Genomic DNA, 21,068 nt, shown 5'->3' with positions numbered 1-21,068 from the left:
ATTCAGTTTTGTACCAGCCTGTTACTAGTTTCTACTATTATATAGCACTCCTAATTCCATTCTTTCATACAGTGGAGAGAAGGAGGGGTAGATATGTGGATGGCAGGCACTGAATTAATTATCCTTTATGGAATAGGGTTAATCGGCTTTGTAGCAAAGAGATCAGGATGGCTGCCTCAGCAAACGGAACAAGTACTTGCTCTTTTGATCTTAAATCTTACACTTCCTTGTTTGATTCTAACTTCCATGAACCTCTCAGTGGGCTTACATATACTTTTGGATTTTTTTGTGCTGTTCCTGCTGTCTGGTTATGCTCTTCTCACAGCTTATCTACTTTCTCTAGGTATTAAGAAACGAACGAAACTTGAGGAGTCAAGAGGGGTTGTGTATCAGTCTCTCATGTTGTTTGGAAATCAAGGCTTTATCGGTTATGCGGTATGTTATGCCTTGTTCCAGGAACAAGGCGTTATGTATGCGGCCATTTTCAATTTGCTGTACTTACTTTTAATATGGACGTATGGCATTTATCTCTTTGCTGGGGTAAAACATTCCTTTCGCTTGAGAGAAGTGTTTTTTAACCCTGGTATTCTAGCTACTATGTTCGGTTTGCTGATTATGATCACGCCTGTTCAGCTCCCAGAAATAGTTAATGGTGTGCTTACCTACTTAGGAATGCCGACCATTCCATTAGCGATGCTTATGATTGGAAGTATTCTTGCAGACTTAAAATGGCAGGAATTCACCCAGGTATGCAAAAACTTGCATACCTGGGTGGTCGTAGTCGTGAGATTGCTAATTATTCCACTGGGGTTGATTCCATTCACTTTCCTATCGATCCCTTCAACTTTAACAGCTGTGGCTCTTCTTATTACAGCTGCTCCTTCTGCACCTACCGTTTTCCTTTATGCTCAAAAGTATGGAGGGGATGTTTCTTTTGCAGCGATTGGTGTGACATTAACGACTATAGTTTCAATTGTAACGATCCCTCTTATGTATTTCCTTCATCAGTTCGTCCATCAGTACTTCGTTACCGTTTGATAAGCCCTCCACTTATAGACGTGCTGTCGGCACGTCTATTTTCTTTTCTAAATCGACACCGTTTAAAAATAGGCTCAAAATAGGCGGTATTATAGGTTCTTCACGACATTAAACATTCATTTTTCAGATAAAAAAGAAAAAAAGAAAAAGTGAAACTAAGCAGAAAACTCATGTATAGCCTGAATGAAAACGCTTACCAAGTTAATTCAATAATCGAACTAGTCAGAAAACTTCGCGAAAACCTGTTGACCTTTTCCTGAAATGGCGTTAAAGTAGTCCTCAATCAACTACATCGCAACCGAAACCAATGGCCGCGCAAGTTGATTCATGTGGAAGATTGACCTTTTGACCTCAACGTGCAGGAGTGCATGCCTGCACGGGGTCACCCTTAAACTAATATCTATGTTAAACAAAATTTAAAAAGAAAGGAGTGCTTTAAATGAGCAGCCAGTGGATTTACTTAAGCGGAGAATACGTAGATAAGAATGAGGCAGTTGTAAGCGTCTATGACCATGGTTTCTTATATGGTGACGGGGTGTTCGAAGGCATTCGTGTTTACGAAGGCAACATCTTTAAACTAGACGAACACTTAAACCGCCTCTATGATTCAGCTAAATCAATCATGCTTCACATCCCATACGAAAAGGAGGAATTGGAGCAGATTATTGCTGAAACAGTCCGCAAAAACCAGCTGGAAACGGCTTATATCCGCGTCGTTGTGTCAAGAGGATCGGGAAACTTAGGTTTAGACCCGTCCAGCTGTGCAAATCCGCGCGTGGTTGTCATTGCTGAAGCACTTGCTTTATTTCCTAAAGAATTATATGAACGCGGCGTTCGTCTCGCTTCTGTATCAAGCAGAAGGAACCGACCAGACGTACTGCCACCACAAGTGAAATCTTTAAACTATCTCAATAATATCTTAGTGAAACTTGAAGCAAACCAAGCAGGCGTAGACGAAGCACTCATGCTAAATGATCAAGGCTATGTGACAGAAGGCTCAGCAGACAACATTTTTATTGTGAAAAACGGAACCATATATACACCTCCTGTTTATTTAGGAGCTTTAGAAGGAATTACACGTAACGCTATCATTGATCTTGCTGAAGAACATGGTTATAAAGTAAAACAGGAACCATTTACAAGACATGATGTATATGTAGCTGACGAAGTATTTTTAACAGGCACAGCAGCCGAAGTTATTGCGGTTGTTGAGGTAGATCAGCGTAAAGTAGGCGATGGAAGCCCGGGCGCTGTGACGAACCACTTATTATCCGAGTTTAGAAAAATCACGACAACCGATGGCTACCAGGTTTACTCTTCTAAAGGGAAAGCTCAGGTCAGCTAATCGATCATACAATTGAATCTGTGAACTCTACGACAGGAATAAAGGAATAAGTTCAGGCATTTACAGAGAGCCGGGGTTGCTGGAAGCCCGGAAATGCTCCTTATCTCCGACATCATCCTTGAGTGTCCCGACTGAACGAGAAATCAAGTAGGTGGGATCAGGTGTCCCTAAGATCACACCTGTTATCAAAATGGAGCTTATCATTTTAGTAAGCTCCCAGAGGCGTACAGTTTTGTACGTAAATGAGGGTGGTACCGTGGAATAACCAAGACCTTTTCACCCCTCCGTTCTTTCTACAAGTGTCTATTTGTAGAGGAATTGAGGATGAAAAGGTCTTTTTATATGTAATTTAGGAGGGATTAAAAAATGAAGGCTGAAGCAGCTCAAAAAGTTAAGACAGCGCCACGTACGGGAGCCGATTTGTTGGTAGATTCATTAATCGAACAGGGTGTTGACACTTTATTTGGGTATCCAGGAGGAGCGGTTCTCCCAATCTATGATGCCATTTATCGTGCTGAAGGGTCATTCGATCATGTACTTCCGCGTCACGAACAAGGAGCGATTCACGCAGCTGAAGGTTATGCGAGAGTGTCAGGACGTCCAGGTGTAGTTATTGGAACCTCTGGTCCGGGAGCTACAAACCTAATCACAGGAATCGCTGATGCGATGATGGACTCTCTACCTGTTGTTATTTTCACAGGTCAAGTGGCAAAAGGCGTTATTGGCACAGATGCTTTTCAGGAGTCAGACGTAATGGGAATTACAACGCCAATCACGAAGCACAATTATCAAGTACAGCAAATAGAAGAGCTGCCGCGAGTTGTGAAGGAAGCTTTTCATATTGCGACAACCGGACGCCCTGGACCAGTTGTTGTCGATATCCCTAAAGATATATCGTCTACGGTGCATGAAAAAGAAGTAGAATCCACCTTTCACTTACCGGGATATCAGCCAACGGTGCATCCAAATCCGTTGCAGATTAATAAATTGCACGAAGCAATGCTTCAAGCGAAAAAACCGGTGATTTTAGCAGGAGCCGGCATTATTCACTCAAAAGGTTCAGATGAACTGCAGCGTTTCGCTAAAAATTACAACATTCCTGTTGTGACGACATTGTTAGGACTCGGAAGCTTTCCAGGAAGTGATGAACTTTCCTTAGGAATGGGCGGAATGCACGGAACGTATTCAGCCAATATGGCTTTATATGAGTGTGATTTACTCATCAATATCGGTGCTCGATTTGATGACCGTTTAACTGGAAACTTAGAGCATTTTGCTCCAAACGCAAAAGTGGCTCACGTAGATATAGATCCAGCTGAAATTGGTAAAAACGTGCCAACGACAATTCCGATCGTATCCGATGCGAAAGCAGCTCTTGAAGCCCTTAACAAACGAAGCATTTCTCAGCTTGACCATCAAGAGTGGCTGGATAAGACAAATCAAAACAAAGAACAATACCCGCTTTGGCACGATGATTACGAGGATAAGATTTCACCGCAATGGCTGATGAAAAAGGTGCATGCTTATACGCAAGGTAAATCCATCGTAACGACAGATGTCGGCCAGCACCAAATGTGGGCCGCACAGTATTACAGCTTCCATCAGCCGAACAAATGGGTAACATCAGGCGGACTTGGCACAATGGGATTTGGTTTCCCAGCAGCGATCGGTGCGCAGCTTGCTTCCCCTGATGCCAGTGTAGTAGCCATTGTTGGCGACGGTGGTTTCCAGATGACGATGCAGGAGCTTTCTTTACTGCAAGAAAGAAACCTTCCTGTAAAAGTAGTGATCGTAAACAATGAGGCCCTGGGAATGGTAAGACAGTGGCAGGAGAAGTTTTACGAAGAGCGTTACTCTCATTCTCTTGCGCAATCTCAGCCAAACTTCGTTAAACTAGCGGAGAGCTATGATATTCCTGGGTATAAGATTGAAACAAAAGAAGATTTAGAGAAAGTTTTACCAGATGTATTGAATAACGACCAACCGGCTGTCATTGATTGCCGCGTGATGCAGCTGGAAAATGTATATCCAATGATTGCACCTGGCAAAGGACTTCATGAAATGATTGGGGTGACTCGATGAAACGTATAGTTACTGCTACCGTTCATAACCGCAGCGGGGTGTTAAACAGAGTGACAGGGCTGCTCTCTAAACGTCAGTTTAATATCGAGAGCATCTCTGTCGGCCGGACGGAGACCGAAGGCGTTTCAAAAATGACGTTCGTCGTAGAAGTAGAAGATGAACGCAAATTAGAACAGCTGACGAAGCAGCTAAATAAACAAATTGATGTTTTAAAAGTATCCGACATTACGGATAAAGCGATTGTGGCTCGTGAGCTGGCGATGGTGAAAGTGCTCAGCAACCCGCAAATTCGCAGTGAAATTCAAGGAATTATTGAACCATTTCGAGCAACCATTATCGATGTGAGCCGTGAAAGCATGACGGTTCAAGTGACAGGAAATTCGGATAAGGTAGATGCATTGATTGATCTGCTTAGACCATATGGCATTAAAGAGCTTGCAAGAACAGGATTGACGGCCTTCACTAGAGGGCATCAGCCGCAAGTAGCCGAAATCAAATCTTATTCACTACTAAAATAATTTACTAACGAAAGGGAGATTAACATGGCACAAGTTTATTATCACAACGACATTCAAGATGAGGTACTACAAAGCAAAAAGGTAGCAGTAATTGGATATGGCTCCCAAGGTCATGCGCACGCACAGAACTTGAAAGAGAGCGGACACAATGTTGTCGTAGGACTTAGACAAGGTAAATCTTGGGAAAAAGCTGAACAAGACGGATTGGAAGTAAAAGAAGTAGCAGATGCTGTAGCAGAAGCGGACGTCGTAATGGTACTGCTTCCAGATGAATATCAGCCGAAGGTGTACGAAGAACAGATCAAACCAAACCTTAAAGAAGGAGCTGCCCTGGCATTCGCTCACGGGTTTAACGTTCACTTCAACCAGGTGGTTCCTCCAAGCAACGTGGATGTATTCTTAGTAGCACCAAAAGGACCAGGACATCTTGTTCGCCGTACTTTTGAAGAAGGAGCAGGCGTACCGGCACTATTTGGTGTTGAACAAGACGTATCAGGCGAAGCCCGTGAAATTGCCCTTGCTTATGCAAAAGGCATCGGCGGCGGCCGCGCAGGCGTTCTTGAGACTTCTTTCCAAGAAGAAACAGAAACGGATCTATTCGGTGAGCAGGCTGTACTTTGCGGCGGACTATCCAGTCTTGTAAAAGCAGGCTTCGAAACGCTGACGGAAGCTGGTTATCAGCCAGAAGTTGCTTACTTCGAATGTATGCACGAACTGAAACTTATCGTAGACCTTATGTATGAAGGTGGACTAGAAGGCATGCGCTACTCCATCTCCGACACTGCTCAGTGGGGAGACTTCGTATCAGGGCCTCGCGTCGTAAATGAAGATACGAAAGAACGTATGAAAGATGTGCTGACAGATATCCAAACTGGTAAATTTGCGAAAGGCTGGATCCTTGAAAACCAAGTGAACCGTGCTGAATTTAATGCCATCAATAATCGTGAAAACAATCATCAAATCGAGAAGGTGGGTAGAGAGTTACGCGAATTAATGCCTTTTGTTAAGAAATCTCAATCAAAAGAAAAGGAAGTGGTCAATCATGGCTCGCGTTAATGTCTTTGACACTACACTACGGGACGGGGAACAGTCAGCCGGCGTTAACTTGAATCGTCTTGAAAAGATTGAGATTGCTAAGCAATTAGAACGATTTGGTGTAGATATTATGGAAGCGGGATTTCCCGCTTCCTCACAAGAAGACTTTGATGCAGTGAAAGAGATCGCTGACACTGTACGCAATTGTTCTGTAACAGGGTTAGCCCGTTCTTTTAAAAGTGATATCGATGCAGCATGGGACGCGTTAAAAGGTGGCGCACAACCAAGACTTCACGTTTTCTTGGCTACTTCTCCCATTCACATGACTCACAAACTGAAAAAGACTCCAGAAGAAGTCGTTGATATCGCGGTTGAATCTGTAGCTTATGCTAAAGAAAAAGGTTTCCCTTACGTTCAATGGTCTGCAGAGGACGCAACACGATCGGACTACGATTTTCTTGTTCACATTATCGAAAAGGTAATCGACGCAGGTGCTGATGTCATTAACCTTCCGGATACGGTTGGTTATACGACTCCTGATGAATACGCGAAACTTTTCAAATATGTAAAAGAGCACGTTCGAAACATCGAAGGAGTCACCTTATCTGCCCACTGCCATGATGACCTGGGAATGGCTGTAAGTAACTCTCTTTCTGCCATTGAAGCGGGAGCGGGTCAGATTGAAGGTACGATTAATGGCATTGGTGAGCGTGCCGGTAACGCAGCGCTGGAAGAAGTGTCCGTAGCTCTTGAGATTCGTAAAGACCGCTACGATTTTCACACAGGACTCGTTCTTAAAGAAATCAAGCGAACGAGTGATCTTGTCAGTAAGCTTACAGGAATGCAGGTGCCAGGCAACAAGGCTGTTGTAGGACGCAATGCCTTTGCCCATGAATCTGGTATTCACCAGGACGGTGTACTAAAAGAAGCAACGACGTATGAAATTATCACACCGAAGATGGTTGGGATTGATTCCAATAATCTTGTACTTGGTAAACATTCTGGTCGACACGCGTTTAAACAAAAAGCTGAATCATTTGGCTTTGAACTATCTGAATCTAAGTTAAAAGAAGCATTCCGTGCTTTTAAAGAGCTGACAGGTAAGAAAAAAGAAGTGACGGATGAAGATTTATTTGCGATCCTTGCTGATAAGCAAACGGAGAACGAAGACGTTCCAAAATACGATTTGAAAGCTTTTCAAGTGCAGTATGGCAGTGTCAACCGTCCTACTGCAACGATCTTGCTGACTCGCCCTGATGGAGAAGAAGTAGAGAAGGCAAGCACGGGTGAAGGAAGCGTTGAAGCTATCTATAACACGCTCGATGAATTGCTGGATGAAGAGGTTCATTTGCAAGATTATCAATTGAGTTCCATCGGTAAAGGCAGAGATGCTTTAGCTGAAGTGTACGTGCAATTAACGGTAGATGGGCAAAAAGCTTCCGGGCGTGGTTCCGCTCAAGACGTACTTGAAGCTTCTGCTCACGCATTTTTAAATGCTGTCAATCGTACGTTGCACATTAAACCAACAAACGTAAAAGAAGTCCAACTATAGGAGGGGAAAGATATGGAGAAGCATATCGTTGTATTGCCTGGTGATGGCATAGGTCCAGAAGTTACAAAAGCAACTAAAGGTGTTCTTGAAACCGTAGCTGCACAATTTGGTCATAGCTTTACTTTTGAAACTCACGACATTGGTGGGTCTGCCATTGATAACCATGGCACCCCTCTACCAGAAGATACAGTAGCTGCTTGTAAAAAAGCAGATGGTATATTGCTTGGAGCTGTAGGCGGCCCTAAATGGGATAACCTTCCTGGTCATATGCGTCCTGAGAAAGGGTTGCTAGGTATTCGCAAACAACTCGGATTGTTTGCGAACCTTCGTCCAGTTAAAGGATTTGATTCCTTGCTTCATGCTTCTCCTTTAAAGCCTGAAGTAGTAGGAGGAAGCGATCTATTAATCGTACGCGAACTGACAGGCGGTTTGTATTTTGGGGAACCAAGAGAGCGTCGCAACAACGGGCAAGACGTGGTCGATACCCTTGCTTACTCAAGGCATGAGATGGAGCGTATTGTTGAACAAGCCTTCCAGAGTGCTCAAGTACGCCGAAACAAACTCACTTCTGTTGATAAAGCAAATGTTCTTGAATCAAGCCGTATGTGGCGTGAAGTAGTAGAAGAGAAAAAGTCCGATTATCCTGAGGTGGAAGTTGAGCATATGCTTGTTGATGCCGCAGCGATGAAGCTTGTGACAAACCCTGGCTACTTCGATGTCATTGTAACGGAGAACATGTTTGGTGACATTTTAAGCGATGAAGCTTCTGTTCTAACCGGTTCACTAGGTATGCTTCCATCTGCCAGCATTCGTCAGGACGGTTTAGGTCTCTATGAGCCTGTGCATGGCTCAGCACCAGATATTGCAGGAGAAGATAAAGCAAATCCGTTAGCTACTATTCTATCAGCAGCGATGATGCTTCGTTATTCTTTTAATATGAATGTGGAAGCCGATGAAATTGAATCAGCTGTTCACGCCGTGCTTAATGAAAAATACCACACGGCAGATTTGAAAATAGAAGGTGGAACACAAGTGAGCGGAAGTGAGCTTGCGAAGAAAGTATCCGAACACATGAGTTCTAACGTTACGACAGAGAACATTATGAGGTGTTACGCATAAACGAAGAAAGGAGAGACCATTATGGGGCGACCTAAAACGATTATTGAAAAAGTATGGGATCAGCACGTCATTCATCAAGAAGAGGGTAAGCCAGAGTTAATTTATATTGATTTGCACCTGGTCCATGAAGTCACCTCTCCTCAAGCGTTTGAAGGACTGCGAATGAAAAATCGCAAAGTGCGTCGTCCTGATCGTACGTACGCAACAATGGATCACAATGTGCCGACATTGCATCGCCACATCATTAAAGATCAAATTTCTAAAAAACAAATGGATACACTTAAAGAGAACTGCGATGAGTTCGGCATTCGTTTAGCTGACATCGACCACCCCGATCAGGGAATTGTTCACATCATTGGTCCTCAGCTCGGACTTACTCAGCCAGGAAAGACCATTGTGTGCGGTGATAGTCATACGTCCACACACGGGGCATTTGGTGCGTTAGCCTTTGGTATTGGAACGAGTGAGGTAGAGCACGTCTTAGCGACTCAATCTTTGTGGCAAGCTTCACCGAAAACTCTTCAAGTGAAAGTAGACGGTGAGCTTGGAACGGGTGTTACAGCCAAAGACTTAATTTTGGCGATCATTGCTAAGTTCGGCGTACGTTTTGGAACCGGGTATGTCGTGGAATATACAGGTGAGGCCATTCGCAAACTTTCCATGGAAGAGCGTATGACCATTTGTAACATGTCCATTGAAGCAGGAGCTCGTGCTGGCTTAATCAGCCCGGACGAAACAACAGTAGATTATTTAAGAGGCAAGCGTCATGTTCCTAAAGGTGAAGAATTTGAGGCTGCGGCTCAGGAATGGCTTTCGCTAGCCACTGATCCAGGCGCCGAATATGATGCGACTGTTGAAATTAATGCTTCTGAAGTGGAGCCGCAAGTCACATGGGGTACAAACCCTTCTCAGTGTGTTCCTGTCGGCGCTACTACTCCAGATCCATCGGTACTTGAAGATGCTCAAGAGCAAGACAGCATACAGCGTGCATTGGATTATATGGGGCTTGAACCGAATCAAGAAATTCAATCGATCCCGGTTGAACACGTCTTCATCGGTTCTTGTACAAACTCACGAATCAGCGACTTGCGCAAAGCAGCCGAGATCGTTAAGGGCGGCAAAGTGCATGAAGGAGTAAGAGCATTGGTTGTACCTGGCTCATTCTCCGTAAAACAGCAAGCGGAGGCTGAAGGGCTGGATACGATTTTCCTAACCGCTGGTTTTGAATGGCGGGATGCTGGCTGCAGCATGTGCCTGGCGATGAACGATGACATTGTTCCACCAGGTGAACGCTGCGCATCCACATCTAACCGTAACTTTGAAGGCCGTCAAGGGAATGGAGCAAGAACTCACCTTGTCAGCCCTGAAATGGCAGCCGCTGCTGCACTAGAAGGTTCTTTTGTAGATGTAAGAAAATTTGGCGCGACGGTAGGAGGGTAAAGAATGGAACCTATTAAACAGCACAAAGGGTTAATTTACCCGCTTGATCGCTCGAACATTGACACAGACCAAATTATTCCGAAACAGTTTCTGAAACGAATTGAGCGTCAGGGCTTCGGGCAGTTTCTTTTTTACAACTGGCGTTTCAATGATGATGGTACAGAACGAGAAGATTTCTCCTTAAATGATCCAATGTATAAGGACGCTTCCGTTCTTGTAGCTGGTGAAAATTTCGGATGCGGTTCTTCAAGAGAGCACGCGCCTTGGGCCATACAAGATTATGGCTTTAAGGTCGTAATCGCCACAAGCTTTGCCGATATTTTTTACAATAATTGCTTTAAGAATGGAATTCTACCGATTGTACTGCCTCGTCATGAAGTCAATGACTTACTAGAGCAGGCAAAGGAAGAAAAAGTAACCATTGACGTTGATTTAGTCAATCAACAAGTGAAAAGTGATCATGGTTTAGTATCAGCATTTGATATTCAACCTTATCATAAAGATATGTTGTTAAATGGCTGGGACGAAATATCTGTGACGTTGAATTACGCTGACGCCATTGATCAGTATGAAACAGAAAAAGCCAAATAATTAAAACAAGGAGTGAAGACGTTGGGGATTTCTTAACGCTAGCTAAAGTCTTTGAAGCCAAAGAACAATTAAACGATGTGGTGCACCAAACACCGTTTAAAACCTCTGAAACATTTAATCATTACACAGGGCAGCAAGTGTACTTGAAGATGGAAAATCAGCAAAAGACAGGAGCATTCAAGGTAAGAGGTGCTTCTTTTAAAGTCTCCCAGCTGACGAGTGAAGAAGCAGAATGTGGAGTCATTGCTGCATCAGCAGGAAACCACGCGCAAGGTGTAGCGCTCGCTGCAGCCAAACGTGGGATTACTGCTCAAATCTTTATGCCAGAGGGAACTCCTCAAGCTAAAGTTCAAGCAACAGAAGCTTATGGAGCAAAAACTGTACTAACAGGAGAATCTTTTCAAGAAGCCTATGCAGCTGCCATGGAAGAGCAGAAACGCTGCGGTGCGACGTTTATCCATCCGTTTGACGATGTAGACGTTATGGCCGGGCAGGCAACAGTAGCTGTAGAAATGCTGCAGGAGCAGCCCGATCTTGACACCATCGTCGTCCCCATCGGAGGGGGAGGTCTAATTGCAGGTATCGCCTATGCGGCGAAGCAATTGAAGCCGGATATTAAAGTTGTGGGTGTTCAGTCTGAGAAAGCACCTTCCATGTATAACTCGTTTTACAAGTGTGGTCCGAAAAAATTGACCTCTGTCTCTACTATTGCTGACGGCATTGCTGTAAAGCAGCATGGGACGAAAACGTTCCATTATATCCGTAAGTATGTGGATGAGATCGTAACGGTGGAAGAGCAGCAGATTGCAAACTCCATCTTAAAGCTGCTAGAACGTGAGAAGACGCTCGTGGAAGGAGCAGGAGCTACGGCTCTTGCCGCAGTATTAGCCCAGAAGCCAGCTTTAGCTGGGAAGAAGTGCGGTGTTGTTGTAAGTGGAGGAAATATGGATGTTTCCAGATTGCCACACGTTCAACAGCTAGCCTTAACAAAAAGAATGGTCATGGTATAAGAAATGAGGAATGGAGCGTCAATCGATGAGATTGACGCTTATTTTTTTGTGGACGGCAGGAAGTGCTTAAAGGACCAGGATTAGACGATAAACATCTGTTAAACCTAAAAAAACCTCCTTAAGAAAGGAGGTTCAGGTTGTCGATATTTAATATAAGATTCTAGGACGGTTTCTTCCCATTGGTATGGAGAAAAGGAAGAGGAAAAAGCGCCGCTTTCCGCGGACGAACGCCCAAGTCTCCTCGTGAAACCCACACTCGGGGTCTCGGATCGCCAGTTTTTCCGCAGGAGTGTCATGGTCTGTGCTCCTTAGCTTTAGCTTATAGCCGAAAAAAACGCTCCTCCAACCCTAGCTAGGTGTAAGGTAAACTTTATTATGTTTAGACAGGTAGTCGTCATTAGTGCCTGTTCCTTGATTTTCTCTTTTCTGTGCAAGTGACAATAGCGCTGCCCGTGTAGTTCTTTCGAATATGCAATATTACATTCCACTATCTTTTAATAGTCACCACTTCAATTTCATTATGTAGATCTTTCCTTCATTGAAACAAGTACTTCACTCTCTCTGATGGTTTTAAATGATTAATACCTTGAATTTTAAAATAAAGATCAAAAAAGAAGGCTGTCGAGAACTTTTTCGACAGCCTGAACCTCTTTAAAAAAGGACGTTTTTAAGCAATTACTTCATTTTTTTATAGTCTACCTTTTCAACATTTAATCCGTTGCCGAGTGAGCCATAGAGGTTTCCCTGGTTAGGGTCAATTAACTCTCGATTGTCAAAGTATACTCTTGGTGTTTTCCATAAGGCAAGAAGCGCTTTGCTCAACGGCATTTCATGATAACGTTCTGGCCAGAGTTCTTTGATTTTTTGTTTGACTAGTGGGTAATGCTTCGAGCTCATCCCTGGGAACAAGTGATGTTCCGTGTGATGTGAAAAATTAAAGTGAATGTAATCAACCCATTTAGGAACAGTAACGGTTAAACTATTAGCCAGAGGATCATTGACTGGAACAAGCGGGTTTAACCGGTGATTGGTTGATATATATCCCATGACGATTAGGTTAGCAACGAGCAAGGGAATGACGAACGCGAAGATCCATTTTTCAATACCGATAAGAAAAAGCAGCCCGATCCAGCTTGCCCATGGTAAAACCATCTGCAGCCAAACTTCTGGTTGTTTTTTAGGTTTGAAATCCTTAATATAGGCAAAAAACATTTTTAACGAGTGAGCTGTAAATTGAACAGCCAGTGAAGCGAACGCGAAAAAAGAGCGGACAAACAAAGGGAGCTTGTAAACCCAGCGGAAAAACTTGGACTTACTTAAGCGTTCGAGTGTCGGCCAGGAATCTGGATCATTTTCTTCGTGCTGTGTATGGATATGGTGGTTTAAATTGTGCCATTTTCTCCATAGCTTTGGTCCTGTACTTAATGGCCAAAAGGCAATCGCACCGAGCAGATCTCGAATCCATGGCTTTTTCACGACTGTGCCATGTAAAATTTCATGTCCTAAGAACCCCATACCTGCAAAACTTGCTCCAAGAATGATGGAAATCGGTAAATAAAAGAATGGGTGCCATTCTGTAAGACTGATAATGAACAATCCAGCGATGACAATGGATAAATAAGCAAGACCGCCCCATAACCGTTTAGGAACAGGCTTAAAGACTCCTTTGGGCATATATTTAGCCACACGTTTAGCGTACCAACCGTATGAATGTAAGTCTTCCATAACAATCTCCTTCCATATCTCATGATGTACGAATTTGCTGTATTTTAATCGTAGCAATCCAACTTATATAAAGTCAATGGCGAATTAATACCAGGTATTAATATTAAGTCGTATATACACGCATAATTGAGAAAAGTTTTCATTGACATTCAATTGTTAGACAAGTAAGATAGTATTGTGATAATGAGAATCTTTATCATTTAACTTATTTGTTTCTTTATGTATTACATAGAAGCAGCACATAAAGGAATAGAAAAAGAAAGGAAGAGGTTGGATGAAGAAATTTTATTTACTTATGTTGATTTTACTGACCGCTTTATTAGCGGCCTGCAGTGGAAATAATGAAGAAGAGGCAGAAGAAGATTCCTCTCAAGAAGAATCTCGTTCTGTAACGGTTGAAGACGCTACAGGTGAGAAGACGATTGAAGGAACACCAGAGAATATCGTTGTGTTAGAATGGTCGTACGCAGAAGAGCTTCAAGCACTAGGTATGGAGCCGACAGGAGTGGCTGACCTTGATTCTTATGGGGACTGGGTGGATGTAGGCCAGCCGCTAAGTGATGAAGTAGAAGATGTAGGGACAAGACAAGAGCCAAGTCTCGAGGCGATTTCGAGACTGGAACCTGATTTGATTATCGGGGTGGATTTCCGTCATAGTGAAATTGCTGAAGACTTAGAAGAAATTGCTCCTACATTAATGTTTGCCCCCTATTCGGAAGAAAGTGCGGAGAATCAGTTTGACAGCATGCTAGAAGAATTTAATACTATTGCTGAAGTTGTTGACCGCCAAGATGAAGCTGAACAAGCTGTAAGTGATATGGAAAGTACATTTGAGGAGCAGAGAGCGCGTTTAGAGGAAGCTGGACAGGAAGACATGAACTATGTCATCACGCAAGCCTTTACGGCTCAAAACACGCCAACACTTCGCTTATTCACCGACAATTCGATGGTAGCAAACGTGATGAGTGAATTAGGGATGTCAAATGATTATGAATCAGAAGAGTTGGAGATCTACGGCTACACTGAAACAACTGTAGAAACGTTACAGAACTATCAGGACTCTAATTTCTTCTACATCGTTCAAGATGAAGATAACATCTTTGATGATCAATTAGCTGGTAACCCAGTATGGGAAGAACTGGACTTTGTACAAGATGATCGGTTATATCAAATGCCAGGGAGCACGTGGACGTTTGGTGGACCGCTTTCAGCTGAGGTACTAGCAGAACAAGTTGTTGATTCTGTCCTGGAAAAGGAAGGTCAGGACGAATAAAAGGTCGTGAACATAAATGAACCCGAACTTAAGACAAGTAATAACAGGAGCTCTCACCTTTGGAGGTGGGAGCGTCTTATTATGTTTATTAACATTTATACATATCAATCAAGGAAATGTATCGCTTCCTTTATCAACAGTCGTACAATCCATTGTTAACCCTATGGATACGATTGAGCATCATACGGTTCGTGTGATGCGTCTTCCTCGTGCCGTCATTGGGATACTTGCTGGCGGGGGGCTTGCCGTCTCAGGAGTTATTTTACAAACGGTCACGAAAAACCCGCTTGCTTCTGCAAGTACGTTAGGCATCCATTCAGGAACCTATTTCGCCGTGGTGGCTGCTACGATTTATCTACCGTTTGCTACGGTTGCCAATGGAGTGGTGACAGCGTTCATTGGAGGTATTCTTACTTTCTTATTTGTATACGTGTTATCAGGAGGGGGAGATGCCACTCCTGTCCGTATGGTGCTTGCTGGGATGATTGTTACCTTTTTATTTTCATCTCTAACGTCGCTTCTGCAAATTTTTTATGAGAATGAAACGCAAGGTTTATTCCTTTGGGGATCAGGTACTCTTGTGCAAAACGATTGGAATGGCGTACAGTTTTCTTTGCCATTTATCATTATTTCCTTCATTATACTCCTGATTTATGCACGGAAATTAGACACCCTTACGCTTGGGGATGACGTAGCCACAGCTCTCGGGCAAAATATCAAGTCCGTGAAGCTGGTGACCATTCTGGCAGCTGTCCTGCTCACCTCTGTCACAGTAAGTGTCGTTGGGCCAATCGGGTTTGTCGGCCTTGTAGCGCCTCATATCGTAAAATTAATAGGATTTAGAACCCATGCTTCGCTGATCATTGGATCTTTTATATGGGGAGCGAACGTCCTGTTATTTGCTGATGTGATGGCTAGAGTCATTGATCCTTCCTTCTCTGAGCTGCCTGTTGGTGCCATTACAGCGCTAGTCGGCTCTCCCTGGCTCATATGGCTCGTCCTTCGCATGAAGCAAGAAGGAAATTCGAAAGATACAGGATCTGTAATGGCTGGAAGAGTGGCTGTAAACTTGCCGCTTGCAAAAATAGTTCCTATATTAGTTCTCGTTATTATTGTGACGATAGGGATTAGCATGTCATCGGGGAATTATGGATTTGAACCGATAGCTACCTATGAAGCTTTAATGGGGCAGACCAATGAGTTTATGCGTAATTTTATTTTGGAATTACGGTTACCAAGGTCGCTCGTAGCTTTATTAGCTGGTGCTGTTCTAGCAGTCAGCGGCCTGATCTTTCAAGGAGTATTACGTAATCCGTTAGCTGATCCTTCGGTAATTGGGATTACATCGGGTGCGGGTGTAGGAGCGTTAACGACGATTTACTTTTTCAGTGTCTCGGCTTTCTGGGTACCGATTGGTGCGATGATTGGAGCTCTTCTCTTCTTTTTAGTTGTCATGGCCTTAGGGGCTAAAGCTGAGTTTCACCCAACCACTCTTGCTCTTCTAGGTATAGGGATTTCTGCGTTCGGCTCAGCCTTTATACAAATTATGGTCGTTCAAGCGGAACTAGGAGTCGCCTCTGCACTTACTTGGTTATCGGGCACTACTTATGCAAAAGGCTGGGCGGAGATTCTCAAGTTTCTGCTATGGCCTGTCCTTTTATTTATACCGATTCTAGCCGTCCACATTAAAAACTTGGACGTGCTTTCTTTAGGAGATGACGCGGCTAAGGGTCTGGGGCTAGGAGTAGTATCCGTTCGTTTTCAAATGGCTTTGCTTGCCACACTTTTAGCAGCGTGCAGCGTTGCCGCAGTTGGGGCAATTGGTTTTGTCGGACTGATTGCTCCACACTTTTCAAGGTTGCTAGTCGGCAGTGCGAATCAGAAGCTGCTTCCGGTAACGATGTTAGTTGGCGGATTTTTACTTGTAGTCGCTGACTTATTTAGCCGGACGCTCCTTGCACCAAATGAAATTCCTTCAGGGATCTTAGTAGCTCTTATTGGAGCACCATATTTTCTATGGCTTATGAAACGTCGTTCTGTATAATGGGATAGAATATGCTATGATGGTGTTAAAAAAATGGGGGGGAAATTAATATGTTAGAATTTATTAAATGCCATGGATCAGGTAACGATTTTATTTTAATTGATGAAATGACACATAACTATACATTTACAGAGGATGAACGAAGAGAACTATCTTTATTATTATGCGACCGAAATGATGGCGTCGGATCTGACGGAATTCTCTTTGTGATGGACAGTGAAAAAGCCCAAGCGCGTATGCGGATGTTTAATTCAGATGGAACAGAGGCGGAAATGTGCGGCAACGGTTTGCGCTGTGTAGCCCGTCATGTGATTGAGCAAGTGGGGCATTCGAATGTAAAAATTGAAACGCAAAAAGCCGTACTGGCCGTTGAACAGGTAGCGGAAATTTATGACGGGATCGATACGTTCTCTGTCGCTATTGAGCCGGTTTCTTTTGAAGTAGCTTCGTTGCCAATGAATTTTGAAAAAAGCGAAGCGCTGGACGAAGTCATTCCCGAGTTGTCTTCAAAACTTACGTTTACGGCCCTCAGTGTCCCTAATCCCCACATCGTTACGATCGTCGACGAAGTGGATCAAGCGGATCTTAAAGCTACTGGTGAAAAAGCAAATCAACTCACGAGTGTGTTTCCTCGGGGAGTTAACGTCAGCTTCGTACAGATTTTAGAAAAAAATAAAATCTTTGTGCAAACGTATGAACGAGGGGTCGGTCTGACAAATGCATGCGGTACAGCAATGTCTGCTTCAACACTTGTTTCTACAATTCTGGGCCCTAATGAATTAGATGTGCCGATCGTGGTTATCAACAAAGGCGGACTTGTGAATTGTGTGGTTGAAAAAGCTGAAAGACGTTATACCATTCAATTAAGAGGGAATGCAACGAATGTATATACCGCTGCAATAGAAGTCGATCTAGAAAATAAACGTTGGGATTGGGGCGAATCGACCACTCATCAAAATGAGATCGATATCTATGAAAAGTTAAAAGACTATGCGGCATCTCAAGTCTAATAGAGAGAGGTGAGCGAATGTTTACAACGATTCCAGTAAAGACAAGTAACCATGACGAAATGATTGATATTACCGAACAAATTTCAAGCTGGATCAGAGAGCAGGGAGTGAAGAGCGGTGCAGTTGTCGTTTCTTCTGCACACACAACAGCCGGAATTACAATTAACGAAAATGCAGATCCCGACGTCAAGACGGATATGCTGCGCAGGTTTCGCGAAGTGTATCCGTGGGAGCATCCGGAAGATCGTCACATGGAAGGCAATACAGCTGCTCACATGAAAACGAGTACGGTTGGCCACGCCCAGACCATTATCATTCAAGACGGTGAATTAGTGCTAGGGACATGGCAAGGCATTTATTTTTGCGAATTCGACGGACCTCGCTCACGTAAAGTCCACGCTAAAATCATCCAATAAAAAAGCGAAAGGCTTTAAAGCCTTTCGCTTTTTTTCTTTTTTATCTCTGTACCAGGTACGGTTTGTAAACACATAGTTTTTATAGAAAGAGGGAGACTATATAACTCTTACAACTTTTTTAAAAAAGTATGGTTATTTATCAAACAAACAGGGAAATGAAAAAATACGAGTACATAAAGGAAGGTGATTGAAAGTGGAAAATAAGAAAAAAGAATGGCATGTCATATTTTTATTAGATAGTAAGCGCGTCGTTACTCACGATCTTGATCTAAGTGAGGAAATGGATGAGAGAGAAACGATGGAATTCATCGTTAAGCAGCTTGACCGCGGAGATTGGTGGTTCCTGGAAGAAGGAGTAGCTGTTCACACGTCAAGTGTCGAAAGCTTTTATTTAGATAAGCGAGCGCACCGTACACGATTTTCAAGAGAATAAATAAAAGGTCAGTCCCAATGGACTGACCTTTTGTTATGATTCTAGGATTTCAACTTCAATTTGCTGACGGCCATAATCCATAGCATCTCCATTTTCTTCCATGAAGAGGTCGATGCGATGACCTTGAATGGCTCCGCCTGTATCTCCTGCAATAGCTTCACCATAACCAGGAACTCGAACTTTAGATCCTAAAGGAATGATATCAGGGTCCACAGCAATTACTTTTTGATCTGGATCCTCTCTTAAGTCGATTCCAGTTTTCGTAATGCCGCTGCAACCTTCACAAAAAGCGGTATAGGCAGTAGCTTCTACACTAACCGTTTTTTCTACTTCTGAATCTTTTTCGTCATCTTTATCAGCAAACCGTTCCAGGTCAGCTGTTTTTTCACTTAGAGTAATGGCTTTAAGTTCTTCTTTAGATTGTTCATCTGCTTGTAACGTATCAGGGTTGAATCCTGCGATTCCAAAAGCATACAACGACATAAATGATAAAATAATAAGTGCTTTTTTCAAGACTTTTTACCCCTTTCTTCAACATCCTTATAGGATTATAACAAGGGTAAATGTAATTAACAAATACAAATGTGATACAAAAGTATTACATTTTAATGACGTCTGTCTAAGTGGATAGTCCCCGTGATCATTTATCCAATGATTCGCAATAATTTTTTCTTTTAGTTAAGGGCTTTCATAGGATTTTCCTCTTCACAAAGCCCTTTATATACGTTAATGTGTAGAAAGATATTTTCTGTACTACGTTAACATACTAAAAAATAACATAAGGAAGGAAGAAGAAAATGAGTCGTGTACCCTTACTTGTCAGAATTATTTTAGCTATTATTTTAGGTACTTTTATAGGGTTAATCGTTCCAGAAGGGGCAATCGAACTATTTGCTACATTTACAGGCTTGTTCGGTAATTTCTTAAACTTTGTGATTCCTTTAATTATCATTGGTTTTATAGCTCCAGGGATTGCATCAATTGGTAAAGGTGCAGGTAAAATGCTTGGTATAACAGCAGGACTCGCTTATTTATCTACCGTATTAGCAGGAGTGGCCGCTTATCTTGTCGCTCGTAACTTGTACCCTTCCATCCTGAGCCGCCAGGATGCCGGCGAGATGACCAATCCAGAAGAGTCTTTAATTGAATCGTCATTTACGGTGGAAATGACTCCGATTATGGATGTCATGGCTGCCTTAATTTTTTCCTTTTTATTAGGAGTAGGGATGACGGCGGTTAAAGGTGACACGTTATATAATGTAATGGCAGAATTCCGATCCATCATTCACAAAGTGATTGAGAATATCATTATTCCGTTATTACCATTTCATATCTTTGGTATTTTTGCCAATATGTCTTATGCAGGTCAAGTGGCTACGATCTTAAGTGTATTTGCTAAAGTATTTGTAATGATTATTATTTTGCACCTGATCTATTTAATCAGTGTGTACGGAATTGCGGGAGCTCTTCACCGTGCGAACCCTTTTCATTTACTAAAAAAATTAGCACCTGCTTATTTTACAGCGCTAGGGACTCAGTCTTCAGCAGCTACGATCCCAGTAACACTTAAGCAAACGAAATCTATTGGAGTTAAAGAGAAGGTTGCCGACTTCTCCGTGCCTTTACTAGCTAATGTCCACCTTGCAGGAAGTACGATTACAATTACGAGTTGTGCCATGGCCGTGTTGTATATGCAGGGACAGGCTACAACGTTTATGGATGTGCTTCCTTTTGTTCTTATGCTCGGAGTAACGATGATTGCAGCCCCTGGTGTTCCAGGAGGAGCCGTAATGGCTGCAGTTGGATTATTAGAGAGCATGCTTGGGTTTAGTTCAGTAATGGTTTCTCTAATGATTGCTCTTTATTTAGCTCAAGACAGTTTCGGTACAGCGACTAATGTCACGGGTGATGGAGCGATCACTACAATTGCTAACCGTTTAATAGGGAAAAAGAAAGATGTAGAAACGGTTCATAATGAACAAGCTGGTTAAATACGTAAAAGGCCGCACAGCAGAATGTGCGGCCTTTTTTATTTACGAACCTCTGTTAGTGCGCTTTTTACCACAGCATGACTTTTTTTTCGGACGCGAAGCCTTTTGCTCTTTCTTATTGTTCATTCGCTCTCTCATTCATGAATGCTCCTCTCCATGTTTTCTATTAGTTTATGCACATTTTTTAAGTGTGGCCGTGCGTTTACATAGTTCAAAGGAAAAACCTAAAAATCCATTCTCAGTTGATTATCGAATCATGATATAATGAGAAATGGATGGTTTTATTCCAATAATTTTCCAATTTTATCATTAAAGGAGGACGGGCCCATGGTGATTTGTCGTGAATGTGGTAGTGAAAATAATTCGGGTTCCCGTTTTTGCTCCCATTGTGGTGAAAAGTTAAGTGAAGACTCATTTGAGGAGTTAGGAACTGAGGTTGACTCGTC

Annotated in this window: 18 protein-coding genes and 1 pseudogene; 17 read left to right on the top strand and 2 right to left on the bottom strand. The window is 42.9% G+C overall.

The annotated features are described in order from the left end of the window. The first annotated feature begins 93 nt into the window (after positions 1-93). The 10 genes from IEV27_RS04855 to ilvA all read left to right on the top strand — a co-directional run bounded on the left by IEV27_RS04855 (position 94) and on the right by ilvA (position 11,730). Entirely contained in the window at positions 94-1,038 is a 945-nt protein-coding gene (locus IEV27_RS04855) for an AEC family transporter (protein WP_188376316.1), read from the top strand. A 439-nt stretch (positions 1,039-1,477) separates the two neighbouring features. Further along, positions 1,478-2,383, top strand: a complete 906-nt coding sequence (gene ilvE, locus IEV27_RS04850; RefSeq protein WP_188376315.1) for a branched-chain-amino-acid transaminase — start codon at positions 1,478-1,480, stop codon at positions 2,381-2,383. Between the two features lie 366 nt (positions 2,384-2,749). Beyond that, positions 2,750-4,465, top strand: a complete 1,716-nt coding sequence (gene ilvB, locus IEV27_RS04845; RefSeq protein ID WP_188376314.1) for a biosynthetic-type acetolactate synthase large subunit — start codon at positions 2,750-2,752, stop codon at positions 4,463-4,465. Further along, complete coding sequence (gene ilvN, locus IEV27_RS04840) at positions 4,462-4,983, top strand: acetolactate synthase small subunit (protein WP_188376313.1); 522 nt, start codon at positions 4,462-4,464, stop codon at positions 4,981-4,983. Before ilvB ends, ilvN begins: the two co-directional genes overlap by 4 nt. Before the next feature lie 24 nt (positions 4,984-5,007). Next, the gene (gene ilvC, locus IEV27_RS04835; protein ID WP_188376312.1) at positions 5,008-6,039 is read left to right on the top strand and encodes a ketol-acid reductoisomerase; all 1,032 of its coding nucleotides are present in this window, start codon (positions 5,008-5,010) and stop codon (positions 6,037-6,039) included. Beyond that, complete coding sequence (locus tag IEV27_RS04830) at positions 6,026-7,570, top strand: 2-isopropylmalate synthase (protein WP_188376311.1); 1,545 nt, start codon at positions 6,026-6,028, stop codon at positions 7,568-7,570. The genes ilvC and IEV27_RS04830 overlap by 14 nt, the downstream gene beginning before the upstream one ends. 12 nt (positions 7,571-7,582) lie before the next feature. Further along, the gene (gene leuB / locus IEV27_RS04825; protein WP_188376310.1) at positions 7,583-8,689 is read left to right on the top strand and encodes a 3-isopropylmalate dehydrogenase; all 1,107 of its coding nucleotides are present in this window, start codon (positions 7,583-7,585) and stop codon (positions 8,687-8,689) included. Between the two features lie 21 nt (positions 8,690-8,710). After that, a complete protein-coding gene (gene leuC, locus IEV27_RS04820) occupies positions 8,711-10,129 on the top strand; it encodes a 3-isopropylmalate dehydratase large subunit (RefSeq protein WP_188376309.1) in 1,419 nt (472 codons plus the stop codon). 3 nt (positions 10,130-10,132) lie between these two features. Continuing rightward, positions 10,133-10,720, top strand: coding sequence for a 3-isopropylmalate dehydratase small subunit (leuD, locus tag IEV27_RS04815; RefSeq protein WP_188376308.1), 588 nt, complete (start codon positions 10,133-10,135; stop codon positions 10,718-10,720). Next, positions 10,717-11,730 (top strand): threonine ammonia-lyase, encoded by a 1,014-nt coding sequence (ilvA, locus tag IEV27_RS04810; RefSeq protein WP_373868076.1) that lies wholly within the window; start codon positions 10,717-10,719, stop codon positions 11,728-11,730. The genes leuD and ilvA overlap by 4 nt, the downstream gene beginning before the upstream one ends. 675 nt (positions 11,731-12,405) lie before the next feature. Here the strand turns inward: ilvA and desB are convergent. Next, positions 12,406-13,455 carry a Delta(10) desaturase DesB gene (gene desB, locus IEV27_RS04805; protein ID WP_188376307.1) on the bottom strand — a complete coding sequence of 350 codons (1,050 nt, stop codon included), beginning with the start codon at positions 13,453-13,455 and terminating at the stop codon, positions 12,406-12,408. Between the two features lie 274 nt (positions 13,456-13,729). On the opposite strand from desB, the gene IEV27_RS04800 reads away from it, so the two are divergent. The 5 genes from IEV27_RS04800 (at position 13,730) to IEV27_RS04780 (ending at position 18,631) form a co-directional block, all read left to right on the top strand. Next, entirely contained in the window at positions 13,730-14,728 is a 999-nt protein-coding gene (locus IEV27_RS04800) for an ABC transporter substrate-binding protein (RefSeq protein ID WP_188376306.1), read from the top strand. Between the two features lie 16 nt (positions 14,729-14,744). After that, the gene (locus tag IEV27_RS04795; protein ID WP_188376305.1) at positions 14,745-16,772 is read left to right on the top strand and encodes an iron ABC transporter permease; all 2,028 of its coding nucleotides are present in this window, start codon (positions 14,745-14,747) and stop codon (positions 16,770-16,772) included. A 50-nt stretch (positions 16,773-16,822) separates the two neighbouring features. Then, positions 16,823-17,782 carry a diaminopimelate epimerase gene (dapF, locus tag IEV27_RS04790; protein ID WP_188376304.1) on the top strand — a complete coding sequence of 320 codons (960 nt, stop codon included), beginning with the start codon at positions 16,823-16,825 and terminating at the stop codon, positions 17,780-17,782. A gap of 17 nt (positions 17,783-17,799) precedes the next feature. After that, positions 17,800-18,198 carry a secondary thiamine-phosphate synthase enzyme YjbQ gene (locus IEV27_RS04785; RefSeq protein ID WP_188376303.1) on the top strand — a complete coding sequence of 133 codons (399 nt, stop codon included), beginning with the start codon at positions 17,800-17,802 and terminating at the stop codon, positions 18,196-18,198. Positions 18,199-18,391: 193 nt separating this feature from the next. Continuing rightward, positions 18,392-18,631, top strand: a complete 240-nt coding sequence (locus tag IEV27_RS04780) for a hypothetical protein (RefSeq protein ID WP_188376302.1) — start codon at positions 18,392-18,394, stop codon at positions 18,629-18,631. Positions 18,632-18,664: 33 nt separating this feature from the next. Here IEV27_RS04780 and IEV27_RS20065 read toward each other — a convergent pair whose 3' ends face one another. After that, positions 18,665-19,144, bottom strand: coding sequence for a 3D domain-containing protein (locus tag IEV27_RS20065; protein WP_373868065.1), 480 nt, complete (start codon positions 19,142-19,144; stop codon positions 18,665-18,667). A 284-nt stretch (positions 19,145-19,428) separates the two neighbouring features. On the opposite strand from IEV27_RS20065, the gene IEV27_RS04770 reads away from it, so the two are divergent. Next, complete coding sequence (locus tag IEV27_RS04770; protein ID WP_188376301.1) at positions 19,429-20,622, top strand: dicarboxylate/amino acid:cation symporter; 1,194 nt, start codon at positions 19,429-19,431, stop codon at positions 20,620-20,622. A 264-nt stretch (positions 20,623-20,886) separates the two neighbouring features. Beyond that, positions 20,887-21,018, top strand: a pseudogene (locus tag IEV27_RS20060) (zinc-ribbon domain-containing protein); the annotation flags it as partial. Positions 21,019-21,068: the final 50 nt, after the last annotated feature.

Origin of the sequence: Halobacillus andaensis (assembly GCF_014636475.1) — a bacterium.
GTDB lineage: Bacteria > Bacillota > Bacilli > Bacillales > Halobacillaceae > Halobacillus_A > Halobacillus_A andaensis.
This window is presented reverse-complemented; position numbering and strand designations above follow the sequence as displayed.